The following is a 12987-nucleotide window of genomic DNA, read 5'->3' on the forward strand; positions in this document are numbered from 1 at the left end:
GCTCCGGCGTCAGCCCGCCGAGACGTCGCGACCGTCGGTGAGCAGACCCTCGACGAGCGCTTCGACGATGTCGTCGGTCGGAGTGTCCGCGTCGATGGACACGGTGAGCCGATCGAGGATCAGTCCCTCGATCGCGTAGTGGAAGAGGGCGATCTCGAACGCGCCGCCGGGCAGCCCTGCGGACTCGTTGAACGCGACGTCGGCGGCGAAGCCGGCGCGCATCCACGCCCCCAGCGCGTCGGCGATCTCCTGCGAACGCGCAGCCTCCAGGCGGAGGGTGAAGAGTGCGAGCGTCACCTCCCGCTCCGACGTCAGCCGGCGCACGATGTCGCGTGTGTAGTCGGCGAACAGCGCGCGGTCGGCGGGTCGGTCCTGCCATCTGGCGTGTACGGCCGGGTCGGGCGCCAACCGCTCGCCGATCCGCTCCACGAGCGCTGAGATCAGCAGGTTCCGGCTGCGGAAGTAGTTCGACGCCGTTCCCGTCGGCACGCCGGCCCGGGCGTCGACCGCCCGATGGGTGAGCCCTCGCATGCCTTCCGCCGCCAGCACGGAGATTCCGGCATCCGCCAGCAGGCGCCGTCGCTCCTCGTTACGTGCCACGGGATCAGCGTAGCGAATCCACGACAGATGTCGTAGTCTGGCATTCACTACACATGTCGTGAAAGGATCCACATGCGCGATCTCGTCTACTACGCCGCCGTCAGCCTCGATGGACGGATCGCGTCGCCGCGCGGGGCTTTCGACGCCTTTCCCGTCGAGGGCGACCACATCGACGTCATCAACGCAGAGTGGGCTGACACCGTCCCCGGTGCGATGTACGACGCGCGGGGCATGAGCGCCCCGCGCGGGCGATTCTCGACCGTGCTGATGGGCTGGAACACGTTCGCCGCAGGGCTGGAGTTCACCGACAGCCCGTACCCCCACCTCGAGCAGATCGTGTTCTCGCGAACACGCACCTCGGCGGACGTCGGCGCCGGAGTGCGGATCACCGCCGAGGACCCGCGTGCCGTCGTCGCCGAGCTGAAGGCGCAGGAGGCCGCTGACATCTGGCTGTGCGGCGGGGGAGTGCTCGCCACGGAGCTGCGGGAGCACATCGACCGTCTCGTCCTCAAAGTGAACCCCATCGTCTTCGGCGACGGCCTTCCGCTGTTCGCCGGCGGGTATGCGCCGTCGTCGTTCGTGCTGGAGCGCTCGCGCAGCTTCGCGTCCGGCGTCGTGATGAACGAGTACCGCCGCGCGTAACCGCGGCCCGGGCTCAGGGCTGCGAAAGGTATAATCGGGCGAATCCCGCGCGTCCGACGGTGTCCGCGCGTCCGCTCCACGCTTGTGCCCACGCTGAGGAACCACCCATGACCCGCATCTCCGATTCAGGACTCTCCGTCGCCGTCGTCGGCGCCACCGGCCAGGTCGGCGGCGCGATGATCGACATTCTCGAGGAGCGAGGGTTCGCGGTGCGCGAGCTCCGGGCGTTCGCGACGGCCCGCTCGGCCGGATCGGACGTGGTGTTCCGCGGCCAGGCCGTGACCGTCGAGGATGTCGCCACGGCCGAGCTCAGCGGCATCGACATCGCCCTCTTCTCGGCCGGAGCGACCGGCAGCCGCGCGCACGCGCCCCGCTTCGCCGAGGCGGGCGCCGTCGTCATCGACAACTCCAGCGCCTGGCGCATGGACCCCGACGTGCCGCTCGTCGTGAGCGAGGTCAACCCGCACGCGATCGCCGAGGCGCGCAAGGGCATCATCGCCAACCCCAACTGCACCACCATGGCCGCGATGCCGGTGCTGAAGGTGCTCGACGCCGAGGCGGGACTCGAGCGGCTGATCGTCAGCACCTACCAGGCCGTGAGCGGCTCCGGCGTCGCGGGCGTGCAGGAGCTGCTCGGCCAGGTCGAGGGCGTGCTGGCGCAGGGCGGCGTCGAGCGGCTGGCGCGCGACGGGTCCGCGCTGGACTTCCCCCAGCCGGAGAAGTACATCGCCCCGATCGCCTTCGACGTCATCCCGTTCGCCGGCAGCCTCGTCGAGGACGGCCTCAACGAGACCGACGAAGAGAAGAAGCTGCGCAACGAGAGTCGCAAGATCCTCGAGCTGCCCGACCTGCGGGTCGCCGGAACGTGCGTGCGCGTCCCGGTCTTCACCGGCCACTCGCTCAGCATCAACGTCGAGTTCGCCCGCGAGATCACCCCCGAGCGTGCGCGCGAGCTGCTCGCGAGCGCACCCGGCGTGAAGCTCGAGGAGGTCCCCACGCCGCTGCAGGCCGCCGGTACCGACCCCAGCTACGTCGGCCGCATCCGCGCCGACCAGTCCGCGCCGGAGGGCAAGGGGCTCGTCCTCTTCATCTCCAACGACAACCTGCGCAAGGGCGCGGCACTCAACGCGGTGCAGATCGCCGAGCTCGTCGCCGCGAACCTCGGCGCGAGCGTCTGACGCCGAGCGCCGGCACCCTCCGCGCTTGCCGCCGGGGCAAGAACGCGCGGATTTTCCGGTCGCGCCGCCGTCCCCGGTCAGGGCCGCTTTCGGGGCGAACTAGAATCGTCTGGTGACCGAAACGCCCTCCGACGCCCTGCCCAGCCCCGACGACAGCGACCTCCCCACCGGCACGGTCGATGTCCTGTTGATCGGCGGCGGGATCATGAGCGCGACGCTCGGCACCCTGCTGCAGGAGGTCCAGCCCGACCTCAAGATCGCCCTGTTCGAGCGGCTCAGCGACGTCGCCATGGAGAGCTCGAACGCGTGGAACAACGCCGGCACGGGTCACGCCGCACTCTGCGAGCTCAACTACATGCCCGAGGGCAAGGACGGCTCGGTCGACCCGGCGAAGGCCATCTCGATCAACGAGCAGTTCCAGCAGAGCCGCCAGCTCTGGTCTTCGCTCGTCGACGAGGGCGTGCTCGATGCGCCGTCGACGTTCATCAACTCCACGCCGCACATGACGTTCGTGCGCGGCGAGAAGGATGTCGCGTACCTAAAGAAGCGCTACGAGGCGCTGAAGGATGAGCCGCTCTTCGCCGGCATCGAGTACAGCGAGGACTCCCGCGTCATCAACACGTGGGCGCCGCTGCTCATGCAGAAGCGCCGGAAGGGCGAGCCCTTCGCCGCGACCCGCGTGCCCGCCGGCACCGACGTCGACTTCGGCGCCCTCACCCGCCAGCTCGTCGACCGCCTCGCCGAGAACGGCGCCGACGTCCGCACCAACACCGAGGTGCGCAGCCTCAAGCGTCTTCCCGACGGCACCTGGCGCGTGAAGTACCGGCGCACGATCGGACGCACGCCCGGTGAGATCCGCGCGAAGTTCGTCTTCGTCGGCGCCGGCGGCTGGGCCCTCAAGCTGCTGCAGCGCTCCGGCATCCCCGAGATCTCGGGGTACGGCGTGTTCCCCATCGGCGGTCAGTGGCTGAAGACCACCAACCCCGCCATCGTGTCGCAGCACAAGGCGAAGGTGTACTCGCAGGCGTCGGTCGGCGCGCCGCCCATGTCGGTGCCGCACCTCGACACGCGGGTCGTCGACGGTGAGGCATCCCTGCTGTTCGGGCCGTTCGCGACGTTCAGCCCCAAGTTCCTCAAGAACGGCTCCTGGTTCGACATCGTCGGCCAAGTGCGTCCGGGCAACCTGGGACCGATGCTCAAAGTCGCGTGGGACAACCCCAGCCTCATCTCGTATCTCGTCGGCGAGCTGCTGAAGAACCACAAGAAGAAGGTCGACAGCCTGCGTGTCTTCATGCCGACGGCGAAGGATGAGGACTGGGAGCTGCTGCAGGCCGGGCAGCGCGCGCAGGTCATGAAGAAGGACCCCGAGAAGGGCGGCATCCTGCAGTTCGGCACCGAGGTCGTCACCGGCGCCGACGGCACCATCGCGGGCCTGCTCGGCGCCTCGCCGGGAGCCTCGACCGCGGTGTCGATCATGCTGGGCCTGATGAAGACGTGCTTCCCCGACCGCATCCAGGCGTGGGAGCCGCGTCTGCGCGAGCTCATCCCGAGCTATGGCGAGACCCTCAACGCGCGCCCTGAGACCGCGCGTGAGCTCCTCGGCGAGACGGCGGAGACGCTGGCCCTCACCGCGTGATCCGCCGATGAGGCGGTGGTCCCTGCGATCCTGTGAGCGCGGGGTGCTCGACCCCTAGGGTGGGGGCATGCCGGTGTCAGGACGCGCACGGCGCGGCTGGGGGATCGCCGCGGCGTCCATCGTCGCGGTGCTCGTGGCGGGGGCTGTGGCGCTCGCGACGGGTGAGCGCGCGCCCGCCGCCTTCTCCGCGCGCGGCCCCGAGCGACCGCCGGTGATCGGCGCGCTGGCGGCGGCATCCGTCGACGACTTCTCGTTCGACTCGTTCGACGCGGACTACTGGCTCGTCCGGGGCACCGGAGATCGCAGCCGGCTGCTCACGACCGAGACGATCGTCGCCCGGTTCCCCGAGTTCGACCAGAACAAGGGCATGGTGCGCGCGCTGCCGGTCGTCGACAGCGGCATTCCGCTGGGCACCGTCGTGCTCGGCGTCACGGGCGAGGACGGCGTCGCGATCCCGTGGTGGACCGAGCGGGACGGCGATTGGATCTACGTCCTCACCGGCGACGACTCGTACGTGCACGGCGCGCAGACGTACGTCATCACCTACGAGATGAGCGACGTCGTGCTGCGGTACGAGGACACCGCGGCCGACGAGTTCTATTGGGACACCGTGGGCACCGACCACGCCCAGCCGTTCGATGTCGTCCACGCCGACGTGCATGTGGCGACGGATGCCGCGACCGCCGTCATCGACGGGCGCGTGTTCTGCTACACCGGGCCGGCGGGCTCCAGCGAGCAGTGCGACATCGAGCGGGCGGACGCCCCGGAGGCGCTGCCGGAGGAGGTCTCGTGGTGGGCCATGGCGTCGGGCTCGTCGGCTACCAGCGCCGTCGCGTTCCGCGCCGCCGACGAGGGGCTCGGACCCGACGAGAACGTCACCGTGGCGATCGGCTTCGAGCGCGGCACGTTCGCCGCGCCCAGCCCTCCGCCACCTCCGCCGTACCCGTGGTGGCTGTGGATCCTCCCGCTGCTCGCCCTGCTCTCGGGTGTCGGCGGCCTCGTCTTCCTGCTCGTGGTCAAGGCGGCGGCGCGCCGCAACCCCGACCGGTCGCCGGTGATCGTGCAGTATGCGCCGCCTGCCGACGAGTCGCTCACGCTGTCGGCGGGCGTGCTGGATGTGCCCGAGCGTGCGCTGGCCGCGCACGTGGTCGACCTCGCCGTCAAGGATGCCGTCGAGCTGCGCGCGAGCGGCGACCGGCAGGACGCCGACGACTTCGAGGTGGTGCTGCGCGAGACCGCCGGCCTGGACGCGGACGAGCGGAGGATCGTCGACACCCTGTTCGGGCGCAAGGCCGAATCCGGCGCCGACGTCGACCTCGGAGCGTTCGCCGCCAAGCCGCCGCCGCGCGCGGTCACGTACGTGCGGCGGATCGACGAGTTCACCGTCCAACGGGGCTACCGCAGCAGGCTGCCGGCCTGGATCGGACGGACGCGCGGCTTCATCCAGACGACGGGGATGCCTCTCGCGCTCCTTCTGATCTTCTTCGCGGACGGCGCCTTCGTGGTGCTCGGCCCCCTCGGGACGCTCGGTGACGTGCTCTACTTCGCGGCCCTCGGGAGCGCCTTCTTCGCGTTCATCGGCCTCCCCTTCGTGTCGCTGCCGACGTCGACCCTGACCGTCGCCGGCGGGATGCACCGGACCTACCTCGACGGCATCCGCGAGTACCTCGCCCTCGCCGAGGAGGACCGCCTGCGCGCCGCGCAGTCGCCGCGGACGGCGGACCTCGTATCGTCCGGGCGCCGCCCGTACGGGGAAGCGCCCGGTGGGCGCGGGGCCGACGTGGTCAACCTGTACGAGCGGCTGCTGCCCTACGCGGTGCTGTTCGGCATGGAGCGGGAGTGGGTGCGGGTGATCCGCGCGGCGGCGGGGACCGAGACGGCGACGGACCTGGCGCTCTTCGACGCGGTGACCTCCCGCTCGCTCGCTGACGCGTCCTCGTCGATCGGCCGCCTGGCTGCGACCCCGGTCTCACGACCGGGGTCCTCCTCGAGCTCCTCGTCGGGCTCGAGCTGGTCGTCATCCGGCGGCTCGTCGGGCGGCGGCTTCTCCGGCGGCGGGGGCGGCGGCGGAGGCTTCGGCGGCCGCTGAGCCCGGAGCGCGGTGACGACACCGACTACGCTCGATCCGTGGCAAAGCTGTACTTCCGCTACGGGGCGATGAACTCCGGCAAGTCGACGTCCCTTCTGCAGGCCGCGTACAACTACGAGGAGCGGGGACAGCACGTGCTGCTGGCGAAGCCGGCGATCGACACGAAGGGCGCCGACCAGATCGACAGCCGGCTCGGCGTCAAGCGCACGGTGGACTTCCTGATCGCCCCCGACGCCGATCTGCGCACGCTGTTCGCCGAGCACCGCGCGCGGGTGAAGCGGGATGCCGCATCCGCCCTCGTGCCGGAGTCGGACGAGCACGAGGTCGACGTCGCGTGCCTCCTCATCGATGAGGCGCAGTTCCTCACCAGGACGCAGGTGGACGATCTGCTGCGGATCGTGGTGATGGACGGCGTGCCCGTGCTCGCCTACGGGATCCGCACCGACTTCCAGACGCAGGCGTTCCCCGGCTCGGCCCGCCTGCTGGAGCTCGCCCACAGTCTCGAAGAGCTCAAGACGATCTGCCGATGCGGCCGCAAGGCGCTCTTCAACGCCCGGCTCGTCGGCGGACGATTCGTCTTCGACGGCGACCAGGTCGCGATCGACGAGCTCACCGCCGAGCGCGTCACGTACGAGTCGCTGTGCGCCGAGGACTACCTGCGCGCGTCGGGCGGCCGCCTGCAGTAGGCGAAGGGCCGCTCACGCGGGCTCGGCCGCGCGGCGCCGCCGGCGGGGGAGCGGGACGAGCATCGACGTGCTGCGCTGGTAGTCGCGGTACGCCGGATACTTCGAGGCGGAGATCGACTCGGTGAAGATCGTGGAGCCGATGAACAGGATGGTGAGGCCCACGACGCCGGCGATCGTGCCGTTCAGCCAGCTGCCGCCGTCGGCCACGAGGGCGGTAGCTCCGAGCGCGTAGAACACCCACCACTGCGCCTGCTCGAAGAAGAAGTTCGGATGGCGGCTGTAGGCGAAGAGTCCGGTCGACAGGAAGCCAGGCTCGAGTGTGCCGCCCGCCTGCCTCTTCGCGCGGTGGAACTCCCACTGCTGCTGGTCGGCCACCGTCTCGCCCGCGAGGAAGCCGGCGAACAGGACCGCGAACGCCGCGTCCCATCCCGTGAGGGGGACGGGATGCTGCCACGCGACGTACGCGGGAAGCGTGATGAGCACCAGCAGGGCGCTCTGCGCGAGCACGATGAAGAGGAGGTTGAACAGCTGGAACTGCCAGGATGTCATGCGGCTGCGCAGGACGGCCCAGCGATAGTCCTCCATGCCGGTGTAGCCGCCCTTGCGGGCGAAGTTGAAGGTGAGACGCACGCCCCAGGCCGTCACGAGCACGGCCATGACGATGAGGCGTGTGGCGTCGACGCCGGACGTCAGCGCGGCGCCGGCGAAGATCCACACGTAGACGACCGGGACGATGGACCACAGTCGGTCGATCCACGACGTCTCGTGGGTGATGAGCGAGGTGATCCAGCAGAACGCGGCGGCGATGCCCGCGACGATGAGGACCAGGACGAGGGGATCCATGTCGTCAGGGTAGCGCCCACGGCGCCTCCGGGCGCGACATCCGCCGGCACACGGGTTGTCTGTGGTCCGACCACAAGTTATCGTGGTCTGACCACACCGCGCCCTTCAACGGGGAGGGCCGACATCGACGAGGAGACCCGTGGCAGGCACTCCCACACCGCAGGCTGCGATCGCCCCCGCGCGCGCCTGGCGCGTGGTGCTCGAGAAGATCGAGGCGGACCTGCTCGACGGCGCCCTGCGGCCGGGGGATCGCCTCCCTCCAGAGCGGGAGCTCGCCACGACCCTCGGCGTCGGCCGATCGAGCGTGCGCGAGGCGCTGCGGGTGCTGGAGGTCATGGGCCTCATCCGCACCGGCACCGGCTCCGGCCCGACATCCGGTGCCATCATCATCGCGACACCGCAGGGCGGGATGTCGGCGCTGCTGCGCCTGCAGGTCGCCGCTCAGGGCTTTCCGCTGGACGACGTCGTCGCCACCCGCCTCGCCCTGGAGTCGGCGGTCGTCGAGACGCTCGCGGCCGACCCGGAGCGTTCAACGGCCCAGGGCCGCACGATCGTCGATGCGATGGAGGCCGCCGACCTCACGCCCCCCGAGTTCCTCGCCCTCGACGCGCAGCTGCACCTGGCGCTGGCCGAGGCGTCGGGCAACGTCGTCATCGTCGCGATGATGGCGGGTCTGCGCACGGCGATCGAGTCCTACGTGCAGGCCGGGGCGGCGAGGATCCCCGACTGGGATGCCGCCGTCGCCCGTCTGCGCGCCGAGCATCGGGCGATCCTCGAGGCCGTCGATGCGGGCGACGGTGCCCGCGCCCGCGCCCTCGTCCACGACCACATCACCGGCTACTACGCACAGGCGGGCCTCGCCCGCGCCAACGACTGAGCCCCACAGAGAAACCGAAAGGGACCCCCATGGTCACCCGTCAGCTTCCGCGCCCCGCCGAGCTGCTCGAGCTCATGCAGTTCAAGAAGCCCGAGCTCAACGCCAAGAAGCGCCGGCTGGACGCCGCGCTCACGATCGACGACCTGCGCACGATCGCCAAGCGTCGCACGCCCAAGGCCGCGTTCGACTACACCGACGGTGCGGCGGAGGGCGAGCTCTCCCTCACCCGCGCGCGGCAGGCGTTCCAGGACGTCGAGTTCCACCCCGACATCCTCCGCCCCGCCGAGAACGTCGACATGTCGACGGAGATCCTCGGCGGCCCGTCCGCCCTTCCCTTCGGCATCGCGCCTACGGGCTTCACGCGCCTCATGCAGACCGAGGGCGAGACCGCGGGAGCGAGTGCGGCCGGCGCCGCCGGCATCCCGTTCACGCTCTCGACGCTCGGCACGACCTCGATCGAGGACGTCAAGAAGGCGAACCCGAACGGACGCAACTGGTTCCAGCTCTACGTCATGCGCGATCGGGAGATCTCGTACGGGCTCGCGCGCCGCGCGGCCGCGGCGGGCTTCGACACGCTGCAGTTCACGGTCGACACGCCCGTCGCCGGCGCCCGCCTGCGCGACAAGCGCAACGGCTTCTCGATCCCGCCCCAGCTCACGCTGGGCACGATCATCAACGCGATCCCGCGGCCGTGGTGGTGGTACGACTTCCTCACCACGCCGAAGCTCGAGTTCGCGTCGCTGTCGACCACCGGAGGGACTGTCGGCGAGCTGCTCAACTCGGCGATGGACCCGACGATCAGCTACGACGATCTCGCTGTCATCCGCGACATCTGGCCCGGCAAGATCGTGGTCAAGGGTGTCCAGAACGTGGACGACTCCAAGCGCCTCATCGACGCCGGGGTGGACGGCATCATCCTGTCCAACCACGGCGGCCGCCAGCTCGACCGCGCGCCGATCCCCTTCCGCCTGCTGCCCGAGGTGGTGCGCGAAGTGGGCAAGGACGCCACGGTCATGATCGACACCGGCATCATGAACGGCGCCGACATCGTCGCGTCGGTCGCGCTCGGCGCCAAGTTCACCCTCATCGGCCGCGCGTACCTCTACGGGCTGATGGCCGGCGGACGCGAGGGCGTGGACCGGACCATCGCGATCCTGCGCAGCGAGATCGAGCGCACCATGAAGCTGCTGGGCGTGTCGACGCTCGCGGAGCTCGAGCCGCGGCACGTGACCCAGCTCACGCGCCTCATGCCCCTCGCCGGCGCCCCGGCCGAGGCCGTGGGCGGCGGGGCGCCTCGCGTGCGCGTCGCGTCGGGCGCGTCCGCACGCGCTCCGAAGAGCACGGTCAACGGCAAGGCGGATGCCGCGGCATCCCGTCCCGCGAAGGCCTCGGCGTCACGCCCCAAGGCCTGACGTCACGAGACGAAGGGGTGCCCGCCGGGAACGGCGGGCACCCCTTCTCGTCGTGTGCGGTGGCGCCTCAGACGCGCACCGGAAGCGTGGGGATGAGCTCTTCGAGGTAGTCGGCCGTGTCCTCCCAGCCGTCCACGGCATGGCACCGGACCCCCATCGCCAGCACCGGGTAGTCGTTGCCGTCGGGATCGAGGCGGTCGCCGACGAAGAGCATGTCGTCGAGCGCGATGCCGGTCTGCTCCGACAGTCGGCGCATGCCGTAGGCCTTGTCGATGCCCCGCTCCGTGATGTCGACCGAGGTGGAGCCGCCGGAGCGCACCTCGAGGTCGGGGAGGAGCGCCGCGACGGCCGCGCGCAGCGCGTTCTTCTTCTCACCGGTCGGGTCCCACGCCATCTTCTCGGCGACAGGAGCCTGCTGTCCGAGGGCGGAGAAGGTGATCTGCGAACCGCGGTCCTCGAGGATGTCGCCCCAGGTGTCGGACTCCCAGAGGCCCAGGCGGCGGGCCTCGCTCTCCACGGCGGCGAGGGCGCGAGCCTTCTGGTCGTCCGTCAGCGAGCGCTTGTACACGGTCACGACGCCGTCGTCGGACAGCCGGTAGTACTGGGTACCGCACGTCGGCAGCAGGTGCATGCGGCCCCGCGCGTCGGCGGTCGCGTCGGGGAGCCTGTCGACCACCTGGCTGGTGAACTGCGCGAGCTGACCGCCGGAGATGATCGCGACGTCGACGCGCTCGGCGAGCGCCACGAGCAGGTCGCCGATGCGCGGGTCGATGCGGCTCTTGCTCGGTGCGAGGGTGTCGTCCAGATCGAAGGCGACGAGGCGGGGCGAGGCGCTGTCTGTCACGAGTCCGTCCTTTCGCGCGAGAGGCCCCGCCTTCCGGCGGAGCCTCTCAGTGGTCGGGGTGACAGGATTTGAACCTGCGGCCTCTTCGTCCCGAACGAAGCGCGCTACCAAGCTGCGCCACACCCCGTTTTGCAACCCTCCGAGTCTAACCGATATCGAGCCGTGCTCCGAACCAGGGGCGGCGGGGGCGGCGGGATGCCACGACGGCGGCGCCCGCCGACAGGAGCATCACCGCGATCGCGGTCGGCACGCGGAGCGTGTCGGGGTCGGCACCCGTCGCCGGAAGCTGCGGGGCGTTCGCCGCGGGCGTCGCCGTCCGCGTCGGCGTCGGCGATGGCGCGACGACGCGCGTCGTCTCGTTCTCGACGCCGCACACCCCGAGGTGGACGATCTGCCCGGCCGCGTCGAGCGCCTGCTCCTGCCAGTAGTACGTTCCGGCCTCATCCACGGGCGGCGAGGTCACCGTGTGGTCGCCCGTCGCCGTCACCAGGATCTCGTCGCTGCGCCAGACCAGGTTCTCCTCGGTGCACGTCTCCGCGGCCGGAGTGCCCTCGACCGCGCGGTAGACCGCGGACGTGATGCGCAGCCCGTCGGCAGGTAGAGGATGCCCGACGTGCACGGTGTCGCTGAGACGATCGCCCGGCGCAGCGAGCGGCAGCGCGGTGGTCGTGATCGCCGGGACCATGGTGACCTGGCTGCGCTCGCCGAATTCCTCGCTCCAGCGGTAGCCCACGCCGGTGCGCTCGGCGACCTCCTCCGTCTGCTGCGCGCCGGAGATGCTCCAGACAGCGGTGTAGAAGCCTGCCTCCGTCATCTCTTCGTCCGAGGTCACCCGGTACGCCGCGGTGGGTCCTGTCGCGGGGTCGCTGGTCAGCGCGAGCGTGGCCACCGGCTCCGCATCCGGCGGGGCGTCCCCCGTCACCGGCTCCGTGTCGGTGCGGTACACCGCGGCCTCGGCGGTCACGGGCAGGTACGAGCCGTCCTCGCCGCGGGGCCATGTTCCCTCCTCGGCGCGGAACGTCACGTCGTCTACGAACCGCCCGCCCGGTACGTAGCGGCTGACCACCTGGGTCGTGATGGTGGGCGCGAAGGGGAGAGCGCGCGGTGCGGCATCCGCACCGCTCACCTCGAAAGACACGTCGCCTGCCGGCCCCGCGGTGTCCTGGCCGCCCGGCGTCGTGAAATGCCGCACGGCGGCGACGAGCCCCGCGGTGAACCGGCCCGTGCCGCTGACGCTGAAGGGGCGACCCTCCGCGGGAGGGGCGGCCGCGATCGCGTAGTCGACGCCGGGGACGGCCCCGTCGCGGGTCGCGGCGCCGGTGTCTGCGAACACCGCGTTCACGAGCGACAGCGAGCCGGTGGCGGACGCGACCGTCGCGTCGACGCGCACGCTGCCGGCCAGGGCATCGCCCGGATCGGTGGTGAAGATCATCGTCCCGGTCGCGGTCGTCGGCGCGGCCACGGCGCGGGCCTCGTCGTAGTAGGCCACGGCGAGCGCCTGCACCGCCGCGCTGTGCTGCGGAGCGAGCGCCGAGAGCGTCCAATGGATCGCACCGGCCAGCGAATCGCCGGGATAGCCGAAGGCGTGGAGCGTCTCGTCCCAGTCGGCGATCGCCTTGACCGCCCAGCCGACGGCGGCCGCGGTGACGGGGTCGTCGGTCTGACCGTACGTGGTGACGAGGAAGTTGATGCCGGCGAGCTGCTGGGGCGTGAGTCCGGCGGCTGTCGTGCTGAGCCCGAGGTCCGTGGTGGACCCGGTCGGGGCCGGAGCGCCGGGCGTGATGCAGTAGGTGTGCACACCGTCGACGAGCATCGAGCCGTGCCAGCCGTAACGCGAGATCGGCGCCCAGCTGCCGAAGCCGCTGCCCTGCGATGCGGCGTGCGCAGGCTGGGGGGCCAGCAGGGCCACCAGCAGATGGACCACGATCGCGATGGTCAGGGCGAGCGCCGAGACGGCGGGCGGAAGGCCGCGACGGCGCGCACGCAGCAGCCTCACGATCAAGGGCGGCCGGGGCGGACGCGGATCGTAAAGCGGTGGGCGGCGTGGGGCGGTTCTCGTCAGCACATCCCGAGCCTGGCGCCCGCGCGGCCGCGCGGGATCGCGAACGGCAGCACCGGTGGACAGCGGGGCGTCAGGTGCGGCCTGGGGAGGAGGCGCGTGCCGCGGGACGGCGAGCGCC

General features: G+C 71.0%; 11 protein-coding genes and 1 tRNA gene. 7 read left to right on the plus strand and 5 right to left on the minus strand.

The window, feature by feature from the left end; all coding sequences use genetic code 11:
• Positions 1 to 9 precede the first annotated feature (9 nt).
• Positions 10 to 600 carry a TetR/AcrR family transcriptional regulator gene (locus tag ACZBH1_RS11620; RefSeq protein WP_336396753.1) on the minus strand — a complete coding sequence of 197 codons (591 nt, stop codon included), beginning with the start codon at positions 598 to 600 and terminating at the stop codon, positions 10 to 12.
• Between the two features lie 72 nt (positions 601 to 672).
• Between ACZBH1_RS11620 and ACZBH1_RS11625 the strand changes: the two genes are divergently transcribed.
• From ACZBH1_RS11625 to ACZBH1_RS11645, 5 genes are all read left to right on the plus strand, one after another.
• Entirely contained in the window at positions 673 to 1242 is a 570-nt protein-coding gene (locus ACZBH1_RS11625; RefSeq protein WP_336396752.1) for a dihydrofolate reductase family protein, read from the plus strand.
• Between the two features lie 107 nt (positions 1243 to 1349).
• Positions 1350 to 2420: an aspartate-semialdehyde dehydrogenase gene (locus ACZBH1_RS11630; RefSeq protein WP_336396751.1), complete on the plus strand. Its 1071-nt coding sequence runs from the start codon at positions 1350 to 1352 to the stop codon at positions 2418 to 2420.
• Positions 2421 to 2556: 136 nt separating this feature from the next.
• Positions 2557 to 4056 (plus strand): malate:quinone oxidoreductase, encoded by a 1500-nt coding sequence (locus ACZBH1_RS11635; RefSeq protein ID WP_336396774.1) that lies wholly within the window; start codon positions 2557 to 2559, stop codon positions 4054 to 4056.
• A gap of 67 nt (positions 4057 to 4123) precedes the next feature.
• Complete coding sequence (locus ACZBH1_RS11640) at positions 4124 to 6145, plus strand: DUF2207 domain-containing protein (protein WP_463646450.1); 2022 nt, start codon at positions 4124 to 4126, stop codon at positions 6143 to 6145.
• Between the two features lie 38 nt (positions 6146 to 6183).
• Entirely contained in the window at positions 6184 to 6831 is a 648-nt protein-coding gene (locus ACZBH1_RS11645) for a thymidine kinase (protein WP_336396749.1), read from the plus strand.
• A gap of 12 nt (positions 6832 to 6843) precedes the next feature.
• Here ACZBH1_RS11645 and ACZBH1_RS11650 read toward each other — a convergent pair whose 3' ends face one another.
• A complete protein-coding gene (locus ACZBH1_RS11650; protein ID WP_463646451.1) occupies positions 6844 to 7674 on the minus strand; it encodes a DUF1295 domain-containing protein in 831 nt (276 codons plus the stop codon).
• A gap of 139 nt (positions 7675 to 7813) precedes the next feature.
• On the opposite strand from ACZBH1_RS11650, the gene ACZBH1_RS11655 reads away from it, so the two are divergent.
• Positions 7814 to 8551 (plus strand): FadR/GntR family transcriptional regulator, encoded by a 738-nt coding sequence (locus ACZBH1_RS11655; RefSeq protein ID WP_378882091.1) that lies wholly within the window; start codon positions 7814 to 7816, stop codon positions 8549 to 8551.
• 29 nt (positions 8552 to 8580) lie between these two features.
• The gene (locus ACZBH1_RS11660) at positions 8581 to 9963 is read left to right on the plus strand and encodes an alpha-hydroxy acid oxidase (RefSeq protein ID WP_463646452.1); all 1383 of its coding nucleotides are present in this window, start codon (positions 8581 to 8583) and stop codon (positions 9961 to 9963) included.
• Positions 9964 to 10030: 67 nt separating this feature from the next.
• Here ACZBH1_RS11660 and ACZBH1_RS11665 read toward each other — a convergent pair whose 3' ends face one another.
• The 3 genes from ACZBH1_RS11665 to ACZBH1_RS11675 form a co-directional block, all read right to left on the minus strand.
• The gene (locus tag ACZBH1_RS11665; RefSeq protein WP_336396745.1) at positions 10031 to 10807 is read right to left on the minus strand and encodes an HAD-IIB family hydrolase; all 777 of its coding nucleotides are present in this window, start codon (positions 10805 to 10807) and stop codon (positions 10031 to 10033) included.
• A gap of 50 nt (positions 10808 to 10857) precedes the next feature.
• Positions 10858 to 10934: transfer RNA gene (locus tag ACZBH1_RS11670), tRNA-Pro, on the minus strand.
• Positions 10935 to 10952: 18 nt separating this feature from the next.
• Complete coding sequence (locus ACZBH1_RS11675) at positions 10953 to 12803, minus strand: hypothetical protein (RefSeq protein WP_463646453.1); 1851 nt, start codon at positions 12801 to 12803, stop codon at positions 10953 to 10955.
• Between the last annotated feature and the right edge of the window lie 184 nt (positions 12804 to 12987).

It is taken from the genome of Microbacterium sp. ZXT2-5, assembly GCF_055329545.1.

Excerpts from the sequence above, each read along its gene's own strand:
- ACZBH1_RS11625 (WP_336396752.1), top strand. The coding sequence starts at position 673 with ATGCGCGATCTCGTCTACTACGCCGCCGTCAGCCTCGATGGACGGATC.
- ACZBH1_RS11630 (WP_336396751.1), top strand. The coding sequence starts at position 1,350 with ATGACCCGCATCTCCGATTCAGGACTCTCCGTCGCCGTCGTCGGCGCC.
- ACZBH1_RS11640 (WP_463646450.1), top strand. The coding sequence starts at position 4,124 with ATGCCGGTGTCAGGACGCGCACGGCGCGGCTGGGGGATCGCCGCGGCG.
- ACZBH1_RS11650 (WP_463646451.1), bottom strand. The coding sequence starts at position 7,674 with ATGGATCCCCTCGTCCTGGTCCTCATCGTCGCGGGCATCGCCGCCGCG.
- ACZBH1_RS11660 (WP_463646452.1), top strand. The coding sequence starts at position 8,581 with ATGGTCACCCGTCAGCTTCCGCGCCCCGCCGAGCTGCTCGAGCTCATG.